Here is a 19,851-nt window from a genome sequence, read left to right as displayed (position 1 = left end):
CTCAGACCTCCGTGGCGAGCTTGGTGGCGGCGGCGACGATTTGCGCCGGCGTGATCGGCTCGCCGCTGATCAGGTGCAGGCCCTCGACGCGGCGATCGCGCAGCAGGCGCTCGATCTCGAGCCGGAGCTGGCCGATGTTGAGTTCGGGCACGAGGATCGCCTTGGCGGTCCGGGTCGCCTCGCGCAGCGCGATCTCCGGGAACGGCCACAGCGTGATCGGACGGAACAGCCCGACCTTGTGGCCCTCGGCACGGCAGGCATCGACGGCGCGGCGCGCAGCGCGGGCACTGATGCCGATCGCGACGATCACCACCTCGGCATCTTCGCAGCACACCGCCTCGTAGCTGTCGATCAGGTCGCGATGCTTCTCTAGCTTGGCATAGAGCCGGCCGAGATTGCGCGTCACCGTCTCCGGATCCTGCGATGGGAAGCCGCTCTCGCTGTGCGTCAGCCCTGTCGTATGCGTGCGATAGCCGTCGCCGGGGCGCGGCATCGGCGGCACTAGATCGCCGCCCGCCGCATAAGGCTTGTAGCTCTCGCGCGGGCCGCTCGCCCATTTGCGGGTGGCGTGCGCCGGCGGACGGCCGCCGAGCGCCACCGTCTCCGACGACTGCGCGATCACCTGATCGTACAGCAGGATCACCGGCGTCCGGCAGGTCTCGGCGAGATCGAACGCGCGGAGCGTCTCGTCGTAGATCTCGCGCGCCGAGGCCGGCGCCAGCACGATCATCGGATAGTCGCCGTGGCTGCCGTAGCGGGTCTGGAAGATGTCGGCCTGCGACGGCCGCGTCGGCATCCCGGTCGAGGGACCGCCGCGCATCACGTTGACGATGACGCAGGGGATCTCCGCGCCGGCTGCGTAGCCGATATTCTCCTGCTTCAGCGAGAAGCCGGGACCGGATGTCGCGGTCAGCGCCTTGACGCCGCCCATCGAGGCGCCGACCACCGCGGCCATCGCGGCGATCTCGTCTTCCATCTGGATGAACACGCCGCCGGCCTTCGGCAACAGCACCGACAGCCGCTCGGCGATCTCGGACGACGGCGTGATCGGATAACCGGCAAAGAACGTGCAGCCGGCGTCGATCGCGCCCTGGGCGCAGGCGGCGTTGCCGGACAGCAGCTTGGCGGCGGGCTTGGCGTGCGAACGATCGATCGCGTTCATCGCGCCGCCTCCATCATCGCTTCGGTGTCGAGATGGACGCGGATCGCGAAGTCCGGGCACAGCCACTCGCACAGCCGGCAGCCGGTGCATTTCTCCGGCGCCGTCATGGTGGCGATGCGGTCGGCGTTCAGTGTCAGGCAGCGCTCCGGACAAAGCTTGACGCAGATCTCGCAGCTCTTGCACCAGGCGTCGGTGATTTCGAGCCGCGCCGAATAATGCGTATGAACCGGCGCGGCTTTGGGCGCCGCGTTGCCTGTGGGCGGCGCGGTCTTGGCCCCGACGATCCAGTTGCGGCCGAGCTCGAACGCTGCGGTGTTCACCGCGATGGTCTTCTTCGGCACGAAGCTGGTGACCGTCTTCTCCCATTCGGGCAGCGAGAATTCGAGCACGGTGGACAGCGCGCCGAGCAGCACGACGTTGGCGGCGCGGTCGTTGCCGAGCTCCTCGGCCATCCGCGTCGCATCGATCGCGTAGGCCTCGGAGACATAGGCCGAGACCTGCTCGGCGGTCTCGGTCGAATAGCGCAGCGGCGCGCCGAGGCGGCGGTTGAGGCAGGCGAACGGCGGCACGATGCGCTTGGTGTCGCAGATGAACACGCCGGTGTCGCGCTTCAGATGCGGCAGCCAGCGCAGGCCTTCGGCCCATTCCAGCGCGATCAGCACGTCGGCCTCGCCCTTGGCGATGGTCGGCGACCAGACCCGCTGACCGAACCGGACGTGGCTGAACACGGTGCCGCCACGCTTGGCCATGCCGTGGACTTCGCTCTGCTTGACCTCGAAGCCGTGCGCCTGCGCCAGCGCCGCCAGCACCTTCGACACCATGATGACGCCCTGGCCGCCGACGCCGACGATCAGCACGTTGAACGGCTCGGCTAGCGCCGCGTTGAAGGCGAAAGGCTCGCTGTCCGCGCCGAGTGCGGCGACCTTGCTCTGCTCGTTCATGGCGTCACCGGAGGCGTTGCAATCTTGATGCAGTCGATGGTGCAGACCTGGGCGCACAGCGTGCAGCCGATGCACAGCGCCGGATCGATCTTGATCCGGTGGCGACCCTCGAACCATTCGTCGCTCCAGGTCAGCGCCGGGCAGCCGAGGTTCATGCAGGACTGGCAGGCGGTGCACTGGCTGGCATTGATCTCAAGCGGCGGCCCTTTGATCTTGATCGGATCGAGCACGCAGGGCCGGTTTGAGATCAGCACCGCGACGCCCCGATAGGCAATCGCCTCGCGCAGCGCCTGATGCGTGGCGGCGAGATCGTAGCTATCAACCGTCTTGACCCACTGCACGCCGCAGGCGCGGATCAGCGCTTCGTAGTTGATCTGCGGCGCCGGATCGCCGCGCAGCGTCCGGCCCGTGCCCGGATGTTCCTGGCCGCCGGTCATCGCCGTGATGTGGTTGTCGAGCAGCATCACGGCGATGTTGGCCTGGTTGTAGACCGCGTCGATCAGCGCCGGGATGCCGGCGTGCAGGAAGGTCGAGTCGCCGATGGTGGCGACGACCGGCTTGGTCTCGCCGGCCTTGGACATGCCGACGGCGTTGCCGATCGACGAGCCCATCGCCACGCAGGTGTCGATGCCGCGCAGCGGATCGAGCACCGCCAGCGTGTAGCAGCCAATGTCGCCGGCGACGCGGGCGCCGGAGGCGCGCACAGCCATGAAGCTCGAGGTGTGCGGACAGCCGGCGCACAGCACCGGCGGCCGCACGATCGGCTCAGGCACCCAGGCGTTGAGCGACGGCGGCGACGGCAGGATCCCGGCCTGCACCAGGCCGGCGCGCACCACTTCGGGCGAGAACTCGCCGGCGCGCGGGAAGAAGCGCTTGCCCTCGACCTTGATGCCGAGCGACGCGATCTCCTTCTCGATGATCGGCTCCAGCTCCTCGACCACAAAGACCCGATCGACCGAGCCGCAGAAGTCGCGCAACAACTGTTCGGGGAGCGGCGAAGACGCGCCGAGCTTCAGCACGGTGGCGTTCGGCAGCACTTCGCGCACATAGGGATAGCAGGTGCCGGCGGTGACGATGCCGAAGCTGGGATCGCCGGTTTCCCACTGGGTGATCGCCGAAACCGCGAAGTACTCCTTCAGCTTGGCCTCGCGCTCCAGCACGGCGACATGACGGCCGCGGGCATGCGCCGGAATCATCACGTTCTTGGACGGCTTCTCCAGGAACACCCGGGCCGGCACCTCGCAGCGTAGGCCGACCGAGACGGTGCTGCGGGTGTGCGACAGCCGCGTGGTGCTGCGCACGATCACCGGGGTGTCGAACTGCTCGGAGATGTCGAAGGCGAGCTTGGTGAATTCGTAGGCCTCCTGCGCGTCGCTCGGCTCCAGAATGGGAAGCGTTCCGAGCAGGCCGTAGATCCGGCTGTCCTGCTCGTTCTGCGACGAGTGAATGCCGGGATCGTCGCAGACGATCAGCACCAGCCCGCCATTGACGCCGATATAGGCGAACGACATCAGCGCGTCGGCGGCGACGTTGAGGCCGACATGCTTCATCGCACACAGCGCGCGCGAGCCGGCGAACGAGGCGCCGATCGCCACATCCAGCGCGACCTTCTCGTTGGTCGACCATTGCGCGTGCAGGTCTTCGGCCGGATAGGTGCCGAGGTTTTCGAGGATCTCGGTGCTCGGCGTGCCCGGATAGGCGGCGGCAACGCGGACGCCGGCTTCCCACGCGGCGCGGGCGATCGCTTCGTTACCGGTGAGCGGGCGTAGCTCCTTGGGCTCGCCCTTCAGCGTCGTCGCAGCTTGCCAAGGTGTATGCATGAAGAGCTCCCCCCAAGCGCGCGCCGCTGCGGCGATTAGATTAGCTGTAAAGGGGCCCTGTTTCCCAAATTTACCTTCTGACGTATTTGAGCTAAGTCAACGGGCATGCCGATCGTGATGATCACTACGACGACGGACTAATCGTGCCGCCACGGCATTTGTGCAGAATCACTTCGGGTGCGCTGCAGCGAGAGCGCTGTTAGCAGGAATGGATCGCAACGCGATCGCACGGCCTAGAACTTTGGTTGACAGTGAGGACGGAATGACGACGGTCCCCGACAAGCATGTCGAAGCGCGCATGGCCCGGATCGAGGCCGCGGTTCAGCGGATGCAGCTTTTCATCGTGATGGTGGTCGGCATCGTCGCGATCCTGTGGTGCCTGGATCTCGCGGTGCGCCTCAATCCCGATCCGGACTCGCTCGTCTGGTTCTACGGCGGTCAGGCGGTCGCGGCGCTGGTCGGCATGGGAATCGCGTTCGCGGCCGCCAAGCTGATCGGCTATCCGCTGCAGGTTCTGCAACGCGCATAGTGAGCCGTTCACCACGCCGCGCGACATTTTTCCACGGCGCGGCGCGCCTGCGGGGCCCATTTCGGCCGGAAAGCTGCTAGATTGTCGCGGCGGATGGGTGCCGCTGCGGGATAATATGCGTCGAGTTGTCAAGAAAGCTGTGTCCGCTCCGCGCGTTGCGGGGCGTCGAACGGCTGTGAAACGTGCCTCGCCGGCGCCACTCAAGCCGGCTTCCGATACGATCGTTCTGGATTCGGACAAGACGACAACCGAGGCGTTCCGAGCAATCACCACCGCTCTGATCGGTCGCATCGCGGCGCAGCAGGCTCTGGTGCAGCAGCGCGACCCGGTCGGCGTCCACCAGATGCGCATCGCGCTCCGCCGGACGCGGGTCGTCATCACCATCTTCGCCGCGCTGGTGCACGGGCCCGAGACCGAACGGCTGAAGCGGGAGCTCAAGTGGCTCACCGGCCGGCTCGGGCCGGCGCGCGACCTGCATCTGATGGATCTGAGGCTGCAGGAGGCGGGCGGCGTCGGTTCGGCCGCATTCCGCAAGCGCGTCGCGGCCGACCGCGCCAGCGCCTTCGCGACCGCGAGCCGCACCGTCACCGACAAGCGCTTCGCCAAGCTGCTGGCCGATCTGCAGCGCTGGGTCGACGCCGCCGACAAGGCCCAGACCGCGCAGGACGTGCCGGACATGGCGAGGACATTCGCCAAGCGCACCCTGAAGCGTCGCGCCCGCCATCTGATCGGCAAACTCGACCGGCTCGAAGAGCTGGACGACGAGCAGCGCCACCGGGTGAGGATCGCCGCCAAGAAACTGTATTACGCGGCCGGCTTCTTCGAGAGCCTGTTCGCCGGACGCAAGAGCGGCAAACGGCTGGCGAAGTTCAGCACGCGGCTGAAGAAACTGCTCGACGCGCTCGGCGTTCTGAACGATGCCGCCGTGCAGCGCGATCTGGCGGCGAATGTTGCAAGTAAGTCGCAACGCAAGACGGCGAGCGCCGCGAAGGCGGCCGAAGACGTCGCAGCCGACAGTGATGCGGCACGGGACGATCAGATGAAGGCGGCGCTGAAGGCCGCGCGCAGGCTTGCAGACACGCCGCTTTTCGGTGAATGACCACGCAGCACAACCGCTGATGGACCCGATGCAGCCAGACACCCACCCACTTGTCGATGCGGCAACGACCTCGCGCTTCGCCGTGACCCGGCGATGGCTGGCGCGCATCTCCGGCTGGTCGGCGAAGGCGACATTCCGGATCAAGCGTGGAGCGCCGGAGCTGACGATCGCCGAGCTCGGCAAGAGCTGGCCCTTGACCGAACCGCAGCGCGCGACGCTGCTGCAGCTCGGCGCCAGCAAGCCGGGCGCGGCGTTCATCGACGAGAAGGTCGGCGACATCAATCGCGCCGCATTCCATCGCTCGGCCTTCGTGCTGAACGCCGTCATCCATCTGCTGTTCGTCGATCTTGCCGCGCAGCTGTTGCTGTCCTTGTGGGAGCTGAAGGCCGTTCTGGTGATCGGCAATCTGCTGCTGGCACTGCTGGCGCATTGGCAGATGCGCACGCATTTCCGTGCGCTGCTGGCCGGGCCACGCGCGCTGCCAAAGAAGCGACGGATGTGGGGGCTGCTCTCCAACCCGCGCTACAACAAGGCGGTCAAGAAAAACTCCAAGCCCTATGCGCGCAGCGCCTGGAAGGAGAAGACGCTGTACCGCACGGCGTATTTCGGCAATGCGGTGCTGATCTTCCTCGGCTCGCAATTCATCCTGCCGCCGGAGCGGCTGATCTTCCCGTTCGGATTCCTGATCGGCAAGATCACCGGACTGATCACCACCATCGTGGTGTTCTTCAACGGCTGGCGCGGCATCCGCGCCGGCGACGATGCCCGACTGGCCCGTGAACGCGAAGTCTCGGTGTATCGCAATTTGAAGATCTGACTGCAAAGGCACGACCTCATGGTGAGGAGGCGCGCAGCGCCGTCTCGAACCATGGGCCGCAAGTACCCGTGGCCTCATCCTTCGAGACGCCCGGCTTTGCCGGGCTCCTCAGGATGAGGAGTCAGTGCCTCTGGAAAGGCCGTATCATTTCAATCACTCGACGACGCGCTCTAACTGTGCAGCAGCACGCACGCGTCAATCAATCCTCGTGCTTGGCCCAGCTCAGGAACAGGCCGATGTCGCCGGGGATGCCGTCGGGGAAATCGACGACGCGGGCGGTCAGGCTGAAGCCGTGCGGACGGAGCTCGGCTTTCCAGCGCAGATAGATGTCGGCCGCCATGCCGCGCAGCGTCGACGGCCATTCCGGGTCCGGCACGTTCACGGCGCGGCCGTGGTCGGTGCACAGCTCGGCGGGAAAGCGCAACAGAAGATAGTCCGCCTCGCCCTTCTTGGCCATGGCACGGGCGTTGTGCATCATGTGCTCCCACGCCTCGTCGGTGAGATGCGCCTCCAGCATCTGGCTGGCCTGACGGTGATGCTTCTCCTCGGCGACGCGCTTCGCTTCGCGTCGTTGCTCCTCTTCATGCCGTTCGTGCTCGGCGCCGAGCTGCTGGAACGCAGCGGCGGAAAATTCGTCGGCTGCGGGATCGTGCGGCGGTTGCGGCGCGGCCACTTCGCCACGGTGCGACAGCGCTTCGAGCTTGTCCGAGGCGACCGGCCGCAGGTGGCCGTCGTCGTGCACCGGATCGCGCGGATGCGCATGCGCCGGGGCGGCCAGCGTCTTCAGCAGATCGGCGCGGCTGACGATGCCGACCACGCGCCCGTCGCGCAGCACCGGCACGCGCTTGATGTTCTTCTCGTAAAGAAGATCGGCGATCTCGGCGATCGGCAGGTTCTCGTCGATGGTCAACACCGGCGACACCATGATCTGGGCGGCGGTGCGATGATCGGATTTGAGGAATTGCAGATAGTCCGGATGCACCTCGCCGCCTTCGGACAGCATCTGCAGCCACCAGTCGCGGCGCGACTCCCGCGCTTTCTCGTTGCGCGGCATCAGGTCGCCTTCGCTGATGATACCGAGCGGCGCGCCATGCTCGTCGACCACCGGCACCGCGCTGATGCCGTGCGCCAGCAGCGTCTCCGCGACTGCGTGCACCGACGCGTCGGGCCGCACCGTCACGATCCGGGTGGTCATCACGTCTGCTGCTTTCATGCTTACGTCCCTCACTGTCGAATGCGATCGCCGTCATCCTGCGGTGCCGTCATTCCGATCGCGCCGCAGTCTAGCTTCGGTTTCGATCAGATTGACGAATTCGGGCCGCCGCCCCGCGAGATCGTGAAGATCGGCGATGTCCAGCACCAGCAGCACGCTCGGCTTCGTCGCCACAACTGTGGCGGTGCGCGGACCGCCGAACAGCAGCGACATCTCGCCGAAGAAACTGCCGGGCCCGAGCACCACGGGCTTCGGCGCGATGTGGACGGTCGCTTCGCCGGAAACGATGAAGTACATGGTGTCGCCAGGATCGCCCTTGCGCATCACCACGGTGCCGGCCTCGACGTCGCGCGATTGCAGCAACCGTACGATATCGGCGACCGCGGCGGCGCCGAGATCGCGAAACAGCGGCACGCTGATCACCAGCTCCCAGGTGCGCAGGAAGTGCCGGCGCTGCAGTTCCTCGGCGAAGGCGGTGGCGATGATGCCGGCGTGCAACGCGAACATCACGATGCCGCCGACCATCACCCAGCCGGCCAGCAGGCGCCCCCAGATCGTGGTCGGCACAACATCGCCATAACCGGTGGTGGTCAGCGTCGCGATCGCCCACCACAGCGTCCGCTCGATGCTGCCGAACGCCTGCGGCTGGGCGCCGCGCTCGAACACATGGGCGAGCGTCGCGGCCGTCAGGGTGACCACCACGAACAGCCCGGCGATGCTGAACAACGCGATGCGACTGCGCACCATCACCCGCCAGAACAGAGACAGCCCGTTGGCGTGGCTGATGTAGCGTAGCGTCCACACCAGCGCGAACAGCCGTGCGTCGTGCGGTACCGGCGCCAGCGCCCAGCCCAGCGGGAGAGCCGCCGCGCAGACGAAATCGACCATGCCGTTGCTGGATGCGAGGTACTGGTGCGAGCGCCGCTGCGCGGCCGCCTTCCAGAGGTTGACGATGAACACGGCCGCCAGCACCGCCGCCACGGCCAGCATGACCTGCCCCAGGATCTCGTCGAACCGGGCATCGACGTCCGGCGCGGTGCCCAGCACCATGGCGACGACGCCCGCGGTGGTGAGCGCGTTCGGCAGCAGCCACGACAGCCGACGCCAGCGGCGGGATGGGATCGAGTCGATGCGTGTCATCGGGGCGATGGCGGCTCGCCGGGTCGTGGCTTGTTAGAGAAAGTTAAACCGCTTCGCGTCACCCTGCCTGTTGATCTGGATCACGGCGCCGGAACTGTCCTGGGGGGACGCGGATTGACGAGGTCGGGGTCGTCGCATCGCTGCGCCGGGAGGGTGAATGCCGCGGGGTGGAAACCATATCCCGAAGCATGATCCGCTCACGATGACGCGAGCAACAAAGCTGTGCTACACGTCGCTCTCGGCCGGCGCGAGGTTTTGATTTACCTCAACCTGACCATTTCGGCGCATGTTCTTTGATATTCGACAATGAAGTTTGCGGTGAGCACCCCCTATACACGCCCGCCGCGCATGGCACGGATGGAAAGACAGTGACATGGAGTATCTCTCCGCGATCGGGCCGCTTCTGATCCTCATCTTCTTCGGCGGCGGCCTCGTGATAGTGGCTTACCTGGCGTTCGACGATATGCGCACGCGCGGGCTCTCCTGGAGCGGGGGCTCGTTTTCCGCAACGATGACGTCGATGACCGAGCGGCTGAAGGGCCTCCCGGCCGGCCCGGCCATTGTCGGCGCGGCGATCGTGGTCGGCGCCCTCGTGGTTTACGTGGCGGCCGGCAGCATGGATCATGCCCCGGTCGCGACCGTGACCGCAGAGGACAGCGCGCCTGCCGAACCCGCATCGGCACCGGCACCCGCCGCCATTGCCGCTGCGCCAGCGGCGGAGAAGCCTGCCGTAACCCCGGCGCCCGCAGCCGCGCCATCGCCAGCCGCCAGCAATGCGATGGCCAGCATGGCGACGCCCGGTGCGGTGCGCACCGTGACCTCGTCGAGCTGCGGCTCGAACGGCTGCCCGGTGTCCTGCAACGCGGACGAAACACTGGCCTCTGCCTATTGCATCAGCGGCGGCACCGCCCGGCTGACCGATCAGCTTCAGGTCAAGGACGGCTTGATGACGGCCCGCTGCAGCCCGAGCGCCAGCAGCATCTCGGTGTCCTGCGCACGCAAGTAACGCGTTTCGCCCTCGGCGATACGAAGCCCGGCCTCGCGCCGGGCTTTTTGTTGCAGCTGGTCGCACGCCCCTCCCGTCATTGCGAGGAGGCGCAGCCGACGAAGCAATCCAGCTCCGTGCACTGCGCTGGATTGCTTCGCGGAGCCTGTCATCGGGCGGCGCTATGCGCCGACCCGTTGGCTCGCAATGACGGGGGAGACGCTCCCCTCCCCCACGTGTGCTGCCAATCCTCAACAGCACTTCGCCGTCCCGCGGAGACGGAACGGCGAAGGTCGGTCTGGTGATGTTGTCGTCGCGGCGACCGGTGCCGCGCCGCTATTCCTTCTTGTCGATGTTCCAGAACACCGGGGTGGCGGGGCCGTCGAGCACGCCGGTGAGTTCGTTGCGCCACACGCTCGGCGCCTTGTACTGGCCGAGCGGGATGTACAGCACCTCGTCGTAGACTTCCTTCTGGATCTCCTCGGCGAGCTTCTTCTGCTCCTCCGGAGACGTCGAGCGGGCGAACTTGTCGCGCAGCTGCTCCACCTTGGGATCGTCCGGCCAGCCGAACCAGCCGCCGTTCTTGCCCTTGCCGCCGGTCGAGACGTTGGCGACCGGATTGAGAATGTCCGGGCCGGCCCAGTTGGTGAAGAACATGTTCCAGCCGCCGTCCTTGGGCGGCTTCTGGCTGGCGCGACGCGTCACCACGGTCTGCCAATCGGTCGCCTGGAAGTCGACCTTGAAGCCGGCCTCGCGCAGCAACTGCGCCGCGACGATCGGTTGGGCCTTCAGCGCGCCGACGTCGCCGGGCGCCATCAGCGCGATCGGCGTGCCGTCATAACCGGACTCGGCGAGCAGCTTCTTGGCCTCGGCCATGCCGTTGCCCTTGACCAGCGTCTCCGATCCGACGTCGGTCGCGAGCGGCGTGCCGCAGCCGAACACGGCGCCGCACACCGTGTAGTATTCAGGATTGCCGACCAGCGCGTCGAGCACCGGCTTCTGGCTCATCGCCAGGAACGCCGCGCGGCGAATCTTGACGTTGTCGAACGGCGGATACAGGAAGTTCATCCGGCCGAGCGTCTGGAAGCCGAGCGGGCTCAGCGTGTGGATCGTCAGTTCCTTGTCCTGCTTCAGCACCGGCAGGATGTCGAACGACGGCGCCTCGACGAAGTCGATATCACCGGACTGCAGCGCGTTGATCGCGGTCTGCCCGTCCGCCATCGTGATCCACTCGACGCGGTCGACCTTCACGACCTTGCCGCCGGAGGTCCAGCTCGGCGGCTCCTTGCGCGGCACGTAGTCCGTGTTCTTGACGTACACCGCCTTGACGCCCGGCTGGAATTCAGCGGCGACGAATTTGAATGGACCGGAGCCGATCTGCTCGGGGATCGCCTTGTCGGCCGGCGTTTCGGCGATGCGCTTCGGCATCATGAACGGCACCAGTGACGACGGCTTGCCGATCGACTCCAGCACCAGGCCGTAGGGCTCCTTCAGCTTCAGCGTGATGGTCTTCGCGTCGGTCGCCTCGAGGCTGGCCGTGAAGTCCATCAGCTTCTGGCCCATGCCGTCCTTCTGGCCCCAGCGCTTCAGCGAGGCGACGCAGTCTTCCGCCGTCACCGGCGTGCCGTCGTGCCACTTCAGTCCGTCGCGCAGCGTGAAGGTGTAGGTCAGCTTGTCGTCAGACACTTTCCAATCCGCCATCTGCGGCTGGACCTTGAAGTTCGCATCCATCGCCAGCAGCGTGTCGTAAACCATGTAGCCATGGTCGCGCGTGATGTAGGCGGTGGTCAGCCCCGGATCGATCACGCGCAGATCGGAATGCATCACCGCGTGAATGGTCTTGGCATCGGCAAGTGCGGGGAGCGTCAGCGACGCTGCGAGCGCGAGCGCCGGCAGCATGAATTTGGACGCAGCTACTGAACGCAGCCAATGCGACCTATGCAACATACGATGTTCTCCTGGCGTGAAACTGATCAACAGCAGATGATTGCTTGGGCAGGACGACAGATTTGACGGCACACAACAATGCGACGCCGCGCAGTTATTGCGCGTTGCAGCACCGTGACTATCAAGACTTGCACCAAGCGTGCCAAGCGTCAATCCGGTCGCCGCAGGCCTGCATGCCGCTCCGACGCCGAGGCGGCACGCATGTTTCACTTTACAAATGCGCTCGCAATCTTTCTCGTAGCCGCCGTCCCAACCGCGAGTAGCCCATGAACCCTGCCAATTTGCCGTTTGATTCCGAAATGATGCTGCAAGGACTGCGCGCCTGGGTTGAGTGCGAGAGTCCGACCTGGGACTCCTCCGCAGTCGAACGCATGCTCGATCTTGCTGCGCGCGACATGGCGATCATGGGTGCGTCGATCGAACGCATCGCCGGACGGCAGGGTTTCGCAGGCTGCGTGCGCGCGCGTTTTCCGCATCCGCGAATGGGCGAACCCGGCATCCTGATCGCCGGCCATCTCGACACCGTGCATCCAGTCGGCACCATCGAGAAGCTGAAGTTTCGCCGCGAGGGCAACAAGGCGTTCGGCCCCGGCATTTTCGACATGAAGGGCGGCAACTACCTGACGCTCGAAGCGATCCGCCAGCTCGCACGCGCGTCGTTCACCACGCCGCTGCCGATCACGATACTATTCACGCCCGACGAGGAAGTCGGTACGCCATCGACCCGTGACATCATCGAGGCCGAAGCGGCGCGCAACAAATACGTGCTGGTGCCGGAACCGGGACGCCCGGACAACGGCGTCGTCACCGGCCGCTATGCGATCGCCCGTTTCAACCTCACCGCCACCGGCAAGCCCAGCCACGCCGGCGCCACGCTGTCGTCGGGCCGCTCGGCAATCCGCGAAATGGCGCGGCAGATCCTGGCGATCGACGCGATGACCGGCGACGACTGCACCTTCAGCGTCGGCATCGTGCACGGCGGCCAATGGGTCAATTGCGTCGCCACCACCTGCACCGGCGAAGCGCTCAGCATGGCCAAGCGGCAGGCCGATCTCGATCGCGGCGTCGAGCGCATGCTGGCGCTGTCCGGCACCAGCAACGACGTCACCTTCGAAGTCACCCGCGGCGTCACGCGCCCGGTGTGGGAGCCGGACGCCGGCACGATGGCGCTGTATGAAAAGGCATCCGCCATCGCCGCGCAGTTGGGCATGAGCCTGCCGCACGGCAGCGCGGGCGGCGGCTCGGACGGCAACTTCACCGGCGCGATGGGCATTCCGACACTCGACGGCCTCGGCGTGCGCGGCGCCGACGCGCACACGCTGAACGAGCATATCGAAGTCGACAGCTTGGCCGAACGCGGACGATTGATGGCCGGATTGCTCGCAACGCTCGCATGATAGCGCGCGGCGCAAACCGGGTCGGTTGCGCCGCGTTCCATGGCATGGGAATTGCTCATTCTTCAGCAGCAGATCGCATCGTTCTGCAGCACGGACACAGGCGATAATGACGAACAGCATCACGCGGATAAATTTCGCTAATCGGCAGTCTGCTTCAACGATGGAGCGTCGATGCTCGGCTATCTGATCCGCCGCATTCTTGCGGCCATCCCGGTGATGGGCGTCGTCGCGCTCGTCGTATTCCTGCTGCTGCGACTGACGCCCGGCGATCCGGCCGCGATCCTCGCCGGCGACAACGCCTCCCCCGAACAGCTCGCGCGCATCCGCGCCTCGCTCGGCCTCAACGAGCCTCTCTACACCCAGTTCTTCAGCTGGATCGGCAAGCTGCTGCACGGCGATCTCGGCGTCTCGCTGATTTCACAGGTGCCGGTGCTGCAGATGATCGGCCAGCGGATCGAGCCGACGATCAGCGTCGCGATCTCCACCCTTCTGCTCTCGATCATCATCGCGGTGCCGCTCGGCGTCATCGCCGCATGGAAGCACGGCACCTGGATCGACCGCTTCGTGATGGCGCTGTCGGTGATCGGCTTCTCGGTGCCGGTGTTCGTGATCGGCTATGTACTGATCCAGATCTTCGCGATCGACCTGCGCTGGTTTCCGGTGCAGGGCTTCCGCACGATGTCGCGCGGCTTCGGCCCGTTCTTCGAACGGCTGGTGCTGCCGACGCTGACGCTGTCCTTCATCTACATCGCCCTGATCGCCCGTATGACGCGGGCAGCGATGCTCGACGTGCTCGGCGAGGACTATGTCCGCACCGCGCGCGCCAAGGGTATCACGGAAAGCCGCGTGCTGCTGCGCCATGCGCTGCGCAACGCCGCCGTGCCGGTGATCACCGTGATCGGCACCGGCTTCGCGCTGCTGATCTCCGGCGTCGTCGTCACCGAGAGCGTGTTCAACCTGCCCGGCATCGGCCGCCTCACCGTCGATGCGGTGCTGGCGCGCGACTACCCGGTGATCCAGGGCATGATCCTGCTCACCTCCGGCATCTACGTCGCCGTCAACCTGCTGATCGACGTAGCGTACACGCTGCTCGATCCGCGGATCAGGTATTAGGGGAACCACAATGGCCATCGACAGCCTCCCCGAATCCTCGATGCCGATCACGCGGCCGTTCGGCCAGAAGTTCGGCTTCCTGTACTCCAGCCCGATCATCGCCGCCGCGTCGATCTGCCTGGCGCTGGTGGTCGCCTCGGCGATCTTCGCGCCGTGGCTGGCGCCGCACGATCCGCTGCTGCTGGCGCCGGCGCAGCGGCTGAAGCCGGCAAGCGCACAGTTCCTGCTCGGCACCGACGCTTATGGCCGCGACGTGCTGTCCCGCATCCTGTATGGCGGACGCGTCTCGCTGCTGATCGGCGTCGGCGCCGCGATCGTCAGCATCGCGATCGGCCTCGTGGTCGGCCTGCTGTCCGGCTTCTTCAAATGGCTCGACGCCATCATCATGCGGCTGATGGACGGCCTGATGGCGATCCCCAGCATCCTGTTGGCGATCGCCGTGGTGTCGCTGTCAGGTGCGAGTCTCACCACCGTGTTGATCGCCATCACCATCCCGGAGATTCCGCGCGTCGCGCGTCTGGTACGCTCGGTGGTGCTGACGGCGCGAGAGGAGCCTTACGTCGAAGCCGCGATCTCGGTCGGCTCAAGCCTGCCGAAGATCATGGCGCGGCATCTGCTACCCAACACGGTCGCGCCGCTGATCGTCCAGGGCACCTATATCGCGGCCTCGGCGATCCTCACCGAAGCGATCCTGTCGTTCCTCGGTGCCGGCATCAGCCCGGAGACGCCGACCTGGGGCAACATCATGGCCGAGGGCCGGACGCTGTTTCAGGTCAAGCCGTCGCTGATCTTCTGGCCCGGCGTGCTGCTGTCGATCGCGATCCTCAGCGTCAACCTGATCGGCGACGCCGCGCGCGACGCGCTCGATCCCCGCATGAAACAGCGCGAGGGTTCGCGATGAGCACCGAACCGTCACAGCTTGATCCGTCATTGCGAGGAGCGAAGCGACGAAGCAATCCAGAACGCCGTGCTGGGAGCGCTGGATTGCTTCGCTTCGCTCGCAATGACGTGGAGATATCCCGATGACCGACAACGTTCTCGAGATCGACAATCTGGTCGTGCGGCTCGGCAAGAGCGGCGATGGCGACAAGGTGATCGACGGCATTTCGCTGAACGTGCGCCAGGGCGAAACGATGTGTCTGGTCGGCGAAAGCGGCTCAGGCAAATCGGTGACCTCGCTCGCCACCATGGGCCTGTTGCCGAAGGGCTCTCTGCATGCCTCGGCCGGGCAGATCCGGCTCGCCGGCGAGAACGTACTCGCGGCCAGCGAGCGGCGGCTGCGCCAGCTCCGCGCCAGCCAGATGGCGATGATCTTCCAGGAGCCGATGACCGCGCTCAATCCGGTCGTCCACGTCGGCAGGCAGATCGACGAGGTGCTGCGCTTCCACACCGATCTCGGCGCGCGCGAGCGGCGGCGGCGCATCCTCGACATGATGGAGCAGGTCCGCCTGCCCGATGTCGAGCGCATCTTCGCTTCCTATCCGCATCGCCTGTCCGGCGGGCAACGCCAGCGCATCATGATCGCGATGGCGCTGGTGCTCGAACCCAAGCTGCTGATCGCCGACGAGCCCACCACGGCGCTCGACGTCACCACCCAGAAGCAAATCCTGACGCTGATCCGCGAGCTGCAGCACGCCCACGGCACCGCGGTGCTGTTCATCACCCACGACATGGGCGTGGTCGCCGAAATCGCAGACCGCGTCGCGGTGATGCGCACCGGGCGGCTGGTCGAAACCGGCCCACTCGACACCGTGCTGCGGCAGCCGCAGATGGACTACACCCGCAAGCTGCTGTCGGCGGTGCCGAGCTTGGTGCCGCGCGCGCCGCGTGAAACCGAGGCGCTGTCGGTGGTGCTCGAAGCCAACGAACTCGGCAAGGTGTATCGCGAGCGATCCTTCCTCGGCGGACACCGCGAAGTGATCGCCGCGAAGGACGTGACGCTGACGCTGCACAAGGGCCGTACCCTCGGCATCGTCGGCGAAAGCGGCTCGGGCAAATCCACGGTGGCGCGCTGCATTGTCCGGCTGATCGATCCGACCTCGGGCGGCATCCGCCTCGCCGGCCGCGAGATCTCCGATCTGTCACGCCGGCTGCTGCGGCCGCACCGCAAGAAGATCCAGATCATCTTCCAGGATCCGTATCGCTCGCTCAATCCGCGCGTCAGCATCGGCGAGAGTATCGCCGAGGGGCCGATCAACTACGGCATGCCGCATGCCGAGGCGATGGCCAAGGCACGCCAACTGCTCGAACTGGTGCATCTGCCCGCGGATGCGATCTCGCGCTTTCCGCATCAATTCTCCGGCGGCCAGCGCCAGCGCATCGCGATCGCCCGTGCGCTGGCGCTCGATCCCGACGTACTGGTCGCCGACGAAGCGGTGTCGGCGCTCGACGTCTCGGTACAGGCGCAGGTGCTCGACCTGCTCGACGAGATCCAGACCCGGCTCGGCATCGCCCTCTTGTTCATCACCCACGATCTGCGCGTCGCGGCGCAGATCTGCGACGACGTCGCGGTGATGGAGAAAGGCCGCGTCGTCGAACAGGGCCCGGCCGCCGAGGTGCTGACCAATCCGAAGCAGGCCTACACCCGCCAACTGCTCGAAGCCGCCCCCGGCCGCCACTGGGACTTCGCCAACTTCCGCCCGGTGAATGAAGCACCGGCGGCGATGATGAGTTAAGTACCGACCTCTCCCCTATTCGTTCCAGGGCGCGAGCCCGGCTCGCGAACCCGGAATCCATGACCGCCGCCAGGGGATATGGATTCCGGGCCTGCGCACCAAGGGGCGCATCCCAGAATGACGAACGTTAAATCAGCAAGAGAACCACGATCATGACCCGCATCGCCGTCGGCGGCTTTCTGCACGAGACCAACACCTTTGCGCCCACCAACGCGACATGGGAGTCGTTCGTTCACGGCGGCGGCTGGCCGGCGATGACGACGGGCGCCGACGTACTGAAGGTGATGCGCGGCATCAATGTCGGCCTCGCCGGCTTCGTCGGGGAAGCGGAGCGCCACGGTTGGGAGCTGATCCCGACCATCGCCTGTGGCGCCAGCCCATCGGCCCACGTCACCGAGGATGCGTTCGAGCGTGTCGTGAAAGTGATGATCGACGGGATCGCGAGCGCCGGCCCGCTCGATGCGGTGTATCTCGATTTGCACGGCGCAATGGTGACCGAGCATCTCGACGACGGCGAAGGCGAGATCCTGGCGCGCGTCCGCGACGTGATCGGGCCCGATCTGCCGCTGGTGGTCAGCCTCGACCTGCACGCCAATGTGACCCCGCAGATGGTCGAGCACGCCGACGCGCTGATCGCCTACCGCACCTATCCGCATGTCGACATGGCCGACACCGGCCGTGCCTCGGCGAAACATCTCGCGCTGCTGCTGAGCAGCGGGCGGAAGTTCGCCAAGGCGTTCCGGCAATTGCCGTTCCTGATCCCGATCTCGTGGCAATGCACCTTCGACGAGCCGACCAAGGGCATTTACGACAGGCTCGCCGCACTGGAGAGCGACGCGGTGCCGACGCTGTCGTTCGCGCCGGGCTTTCCGGCCGCGGACTTCCCCGACTGCGGCGCCAGCGTGTTCGCCTATGGCCGCACCCAGGCAGACGCCGACGCGGCGGCCGACACGATCGCCGCGCTGGTGATCGGCCACGAGAATGATTTCGACGGCCCGATCTATTCGCCCGATGACGGCGTGAAGCTGGCGATGCAGCTTGCGGAGGGCGCAACCAAACCGGTGATCATCGCCGACACCCAGGACAATCCCGGCGCCGGCGGCGACTCCGATACCACCGGGATGCTGCGTGCGCTGGTCCGCAACGACGCGCAGCGCGCTGCGATCGGCGTGATCTATGATCCGGAATCGGCGAAGGCGGCGCACGACGCTGGCGTCGGCGCCACGGTGCGGCTCGCGCTCGGCGGCAAATCGGGCGTCGCCGGCGATGCGCCGTATGAGGAGAGCTTCGTGGTGGAGCGGCTGTCGGACGGTCGCTTCGTCGCGCCGGGTCCCTACTATGGCGGCCGCGAAATGGAGATGGGCGCGTCGGCTTGCCTGCGGATCGGCGACGTCCGCGTGGTCGTGTCGTCGCACAAGGCGCAGCTCGCCGATCAGGCGATGTATCGCTATGTCGGCATCGAGCCGACCGAGCAGTCCGTTCTGGTGGTGAAGAGCTCGGTGCATTTCCGCGCCGACTTCCAGCCGATCGCCGAGCGGCTGCTGATCTGCGCCGCGCCGGGCGCAATGCCGGCCGACCCCGCCTCGCTGCCGTGGAAGCGCCTGCGCAAAGGCGTGCGCGTGAAGCCGAACGGGCAGCCGTTCGTGGACGCCGCCAGCTGACCGCGGCATCCATCCAAAGGTGAGCATTGCGCTGAGGACTACGCGATCCGAATTGCGCCATGCGCGTTCGTCGCGTGGATTGACGTCAACGTAGTCTGACTCATCGCGTGCTCAACAGCTCAGTGACGCTCGCTCCGGGTGTGCGCATGCGCGCGGCCCACCGCGCTCTTCACGTACGCCGATACCATTTTATCGATTAGTTCCGTTCTGCGCAGACAACATTGGAACGGATCAGGTTCCATTTCATTTGCACACCAAACGACACGGTCGAAGGGGATCGCAAATGTCCGTCAGCAGCACAGAAACACTCGAAACCAGCAAGACCGGGCGAGCCTATACGAGGTCGAACCTCGCCAACCCGGTCGCGGGCACGCGGACCGATATCACCACCAAGGTTGGACGCCTGGCCACCTACTCGCTCGGCTTCGCCGCGAACGAGGATAACGTACGGCCCTTGTTGCTGGTCCATAGCGTCAACGCTGCGGGTTCGGCGTTCGAGATCAAGACGCTGTACGATCACTACGCCAAATATCGCCCGGTGCATGCAGTCGATCTCCCCGGCTTCGGTCAATCGGATCGCGACGATCGCGAATACACCGCACGCATCATGACCGACGCCGTGCATGCCGCGATCGCGCGCGTGCAGGAGGTCCACGGTCCGCAGCCGATCGACGTGATCGGGCTGTCGCTGTCGTGTGAATTCGTCGCACGCGCGGCGGCGGAGAACCCGGGCGCCTTCAATACGCTCGGCCTGATCAGCCCGACCGGCTTCGAAGGCAAGGCCCGTGACGAAAGGGTGCCGACCACGCGCGGCCAGAGCTGGCTGCTCGGTACCCTGCGCTTCAAGCTGTGGGATAGCGGCTTCTTCAAGCTGCTGACCGCCAAGCCGGTGATCCGCAAATTCCTGGAGAAGGCGTGGGGCTCGAAGAACATCGACGAGTCGATGCTCGAATACGACTACCATACTACCCATCAGCCGGGTGCTCGCTACGCACCTTACTATTTCGTCTCCGGCTTCATGTTCAGCAAGGACATCCTTACGATCTACGAATCACTCAGGCTGCCGGTCTGGATGGCGCACGGCACGCGGGGCGACTTTGTCGACTATCGCCACAAGAGCCGCGTCGCCGGGCGTTCAAACTGGACCATCGTCAAGTTCGACGCCGGCGCGTTGATGCACTTCGAGATCCTCGATCAGGTGGTAAAGTCGTACGATCAGTTTCTCGCACTGTCGTGACGGCCTGACAAAGCAGGAGCGCCGCACGCGGATGTGAAGCGGCGCTCCCTGTGATCAGTACATGGGTTTTGTTTTCGGGTTGCAATCAGCAGCATGAGCGCGGTTAACTGAAAAT

At 65.9% G+C, this 19,851-nt stretch carries 16 protein-coding genes; 10 read left to right on the top strand and 6 right to left on the bottom strand.

What is annotated here, in order from left to right; genetic code table 11:
- Position 1: 1 nt before the first annotated feature.
- The 3 genes from ACFFJ6_RS03500 to iorA are packed head-to-tail and all read right to left on the bottom strand — an operon-like array spanning position 2 to position 3,923.
- Positions 2 to 1,162, bottom strand: coding sequence for a 2-oxoacid:acceptor oxidoreductase subunit alpha (locus ACFFJ6_RS03500; RefSeq protein ID WP_378384404.1), 1,161 nt, complete (start codon positions 1,160 to 1,162; stop codon positions 2 to 4).
- Positions 1,159 to 2,103 carry a 2-oxoacid:acceptor oxidoreductase family protein gene (locus ACFFJ6_RS03495; RefSeq protein ID WP_378384402.1) on the bottom strand — a complete coding sequence of 315 codons (945 nt, stop codon included), beginning with the start codon at positions 2,101 to 2,103 and terminating at the stop codon, positions 1,159 to 1,161. Before ACFFJ6_RS03495 ends, ACFFJ6_RS03500 begins: the two co-directional genes overlap by 4 nt.
- Positions 2,100 to 3,923, bottom strand: a complete 1,824-nt coding sequence (gene iorA, locus ACFFJ6_RS03490) for an indolepyruvate ferredoxin oxidoreductase subunit alpha (RefSeq protein WP_378384400.1) — start codon at positions 3,921 to 3,923, stop codon at positions 2,100 to 2,102. The genes ACFFJ6_RS03495 and iorA overlap by 4 nt, the downstream gene beginning before the upstream one ends.
- A 262-nt stretch (positions 3,924 to 4,185) precedes the next feature.
- Between iorA and ACFFJ6_RS03485 the strand changes: the two genes are divergently transcribed.
- The 3 genes from ACFFJ6_RS03485 to ACFFJ6_RS03475 all read left to right on the top strand — a co-directional run bounded on the left by ACFFJ6_RS03485 (position 4,186) and on the right by ACFFJ6_RS03475 (position 6,368).
- Positions 4,186 to 4,452, top strand: a complete 267-nt coding sequence (locus ACFFJ6_RS03485; RefSeq protein ID WP_378384398.1) for an immunoglobulin domain-containing protein — start codon at positions 4,186 to 4,188, stop codon at positions 4,450 to 4,452.
- Between the two features lie 175 nt (positions 4,453 to 4,627).
- Positions 4,628 to 5,551, top strand: a complete 924-nt coding sequence (locus ACFFJ6_RS03480) for a CHAD domain-containing protein (RefSeq protein WP_378384396.1) — start codon at positions 4,628 to 4,630, stop codon at positions 5,549 to 5,551.
- 28 nt (positions 5,552 to 5,579) lie between these two features.
- Positions 5,580 to 6,368, top strand: a complete 789-nt coding sequence (locus ACFFJ6_RS03475; RefSeq protein WP_378384394.1) for a hypothetical protein — start codon at positions 5,580 to 5,582, stop codon at positions 6,366 to 6,368.
- A 199-nt stretch (positions 6,369 to 6,567) separates the two neighbouring features.
- Here ACFFJ6_RS03475 and ACFFJ6_RS03470 read toward each other — a convergent pair whose 3' ends face one another.
- Entirely contained in the window at positions 6,568 to 7,581 is a 1,014-nt protein-coding gene (locus ACFFJ6_RS03470; RefSeq protein ID WP_378384392.1) for a CBS domain-containing protein, read from the bottom strand.
- Positions 7,582 to 7,614: 33 nt separating this feature from the next.
- On the bottom strand, positions 7,615 to 8,721 hold the full coding sequence (locus tag ACFFJ6_RS03465) for a cyclic nucleotide-gated ion channel (protein WP_378384390.1): 1,107 nt from the start codon (positions 8,719 to 8,721) through the stop codon (positions 7,615 to 7,617).
- Between the two features lie 373 nt (positions 8,722 to 9,094).
- Between ACFFJ6_RS03465 and ACFFJ6_RS03460 the strand changes: the two genes are divergently transcribed.
- A complete protein-coding gene (locus ACFFJ6_RS03460) occupies positions 9,095 to 9,727 on the top strand; it encodes a hypothetical protein (protein ID WP_378384388.1) in 633 nt (210 codons plus the stop codon).
- A 315-nt stretch (positions 9,728 to 10,042) separates the two neighbouring features.
- Here the strand turns inward: ACFFJ6_RS03460 and ACFFJ6_RS03455 are convergent, their stop codons facing one another.
- A complete protein-coding gene (locus ACFFJ6_RS03455; RefSeq protein WP_378384386.1) occupies positions 10,043 to 11,653 on the bottom strand; it encodes an ABC transporter substrate-binding protein in 1,611 nt (536 codons plus the stop codon).
- A 266-nt stretch (positions 11,654 to 11,919) separates the two neighbouring features.
- On the opposite strand from ACFFJ6_RS03455, the gene ACFFJ6_RS03450 reads away from it, so the two are divergent.
- The 6 genes from ACFFJ6_RS03450 to ACFFJ6_RS03425 all read left to right on the top strand — a co-directional run bounded on the left by ACFFJ6_RS03450 (position 11,920) and on the right by ACFFJ6_RS03425 (position 19,736).
- On the top strand, positions 11,920 to 13,050 hold the full coding sequence (locus ACFFJ6_RS03450; protein WP_378384384.1) for a M20/M25/M40 family metallo-hydrolase: 1,131 nt from the start codon (positions 11,920 to 11,922) through the stop codon (positions 13,048 to 13,050).
- 171 nt (positions 13,051 to 13,221) lie between these two features.
- Complete coding sequence (locus tag ACFFJ6_RS03445; protein ID WP_378384382.1) at positions 13,222 to 14,163, top strand: ABC transporter permease; 942 nt, start codon at positions 13,222 to 13,224, stop codon at positions 14,161 to 14,163.
- A 10-nt stretch (positions 14,164 to 14,173) separates the two neighbouring features.
- Complete coding sequence (locus tag ACFFJ6_RS03440; protein WP_378384380.1) at positions 14,174 to 15,064, top strand: ABC transporter permease; 891 nt, start codon at positions 14,174 to 14,176, stop codon at positions 15,062 to 15,064.
- Between the two features lie 121 nt (positions 15,065 to 15,185).
- On the top strand, positions 15,186 to 16,838 hold the full coding sequence (locus ACFFJ6_RS03435; protein WP_378384378.1) for an ABC transporter ATP-binding protein: 1,653 nt from the start codon (positions 15,186 to 15,188) through the stop codon (positions 16,836 to 16,838).
- 152 nt (positions 16,839 to 16,990) lie between these two features.
- Positions 16,991 to 18,499 (top strand): M81 family metallopeptidase, encoded by a 1,509-nt coding sequence (locus tag ACFFJ6_RS03430; protein ID WP_378384376.1) that lies wholly within the window; start codon positions 16,991 to 16,993, stop codon positions 18,497 to 18,499.
- A 283-nt stretch (positions 18,500 to 18,782) separates the two neighbouring features.
- Positions 18,783 to 19,736 (top strand): alpha/beta fold hydrolase, encoded by a 954-nt coding sequence (locus ACFFJ6_RS03425; RefSeq protein ID WP_378384374.1) that lies wholly within the window; start codon positions 18,783 to 18,785, stop codon positions 19,734 to 19,736.
- Positions 19,737 to 19,851: the final 115 nt, after the last annotated feature.

Source organism: Rhodopseudomonas telluris, assembly GCF_042432815.1.
Taxonomy (GTDB): domain Bacteria; phylum Pseudomonadota; class Alphaproteobacteria; order Rhizobiales; family Xanthobacteraceae; genus Rhodopseudomonas; species Rhodopseudomonas telluris.
Note: the sequence above shows the minus strand (reverse complement) of the source record. Positions and strands in the feature narration are given on the sequence as shown.

Bases quoted from the DNA above. Each gene is read 5' to 3' on its own strand.
- ACFFJ6_RS03435 (WP_378384378.1), top strand. From the start codon at position 15,186: ATGACCGACAACGTTCTCGAGATCGACAATCTGGTCGTGCGGCTCGGC.
- ACFFJ6_RS03445 (WP_378384382.1), top strand. From the start codon at position 13,222: ATGCTCGGCTATCTGATCCGCCGCATTCTTGCGGCCATCCCGGTGATG.
- ACFFJ6_RS03460 (WP_378384388.1), top strand. From the start codon at position 9,095: ATGGAGTATCTCTCCGCGATCGGGCCGCTTCTGATCCTCATCTTCTTC.
- ACFFJ6_RS03455 (WP_378384386.1), bottom strand. From the start codon at position 11,653: ATGTTGCATAGGTCGCATTGGCTGCGTTCAGTAGCTGCGTCCAAATTC.
- ACFFJ6_RS03440 (WP_378384380.1), top strand. From the start codon at position 14,174: ATGGCCATCGACAGCCTCCCCGAATCCTCGATGCCGATCACGCGGCCG.
- ACFFJ6_RS03465 (WP_378384390.1), bottom strand. From the start codon at position 8,721: ATGACACGCATCGACTCGATCCCATCCCGCCGCTGGCGTCGGCTGTCG.
- iorA (WP_378384400.1), bottom strand. From the start codon at position 3,923: ATGCATACACCTTGGCAAGCTGCGACGACGCTGAAGGGCGAGCCCAAG.
- ACFFJ6_RS03485 (WP_378384398.1), top strand. From the start codon at position 4,186: ATGACGACGGTCCCCGACAAGCATGTCGAAGCGCGCATGGCCCGGATC.
- ACFFJ6_RS03495 (WP_378384402.1), bottom strand. From the start codon at position 2,103: ATGAACGAGCAGAGCAAGGTCGCCGCACTCGGCGCGGACAGCGAGCCT.
- ACFFJ6_RS03425 (WP_378384374.1), top strand. From the start codon at position 18,783: ATGTCCGTCAGCAGCACAGAAACACTCGAAACCAGCAAGACCGGGCGA.
- ACFFJ6_RS03470 (WP_378384392.1), bottom strand. From the start codon at position 7,581: ATGAAAGCAGCAGACGTGATGACCACCCGGATCGTGACGGTGCGGCCC.
- ACFFJ6_RS03475 (WP_378384394.1), top strand. From the start codon at position 5,580: ATGCAGCCAGACACCCACCCACTTGTCGATGCGGCAACGACCTCGCGC.
- ACFFJ6_RS03430 (WP_378384376.1), top strand. From the start codon at position 16,991: ATGACCCGCATCGCCGTCGGCGGCTTTCTGCACGAGACCAACACCTTT.
- ACFFJ6_RS03500 (WP_378384404.1), bottom strand. From the start codon at position 1,162: ATGAACGCGATCGATCGTTCGCACGCCAAGCCCGCCGCCAAGCTGCTG.
- ACFFJ6_RS03450 (WP_378384384.1), top strand. From the start codon at position 11,920: ATGAACCCTGCCAATTTGCCGTTTGATTCCGAAATGATGCTGCAAGGA.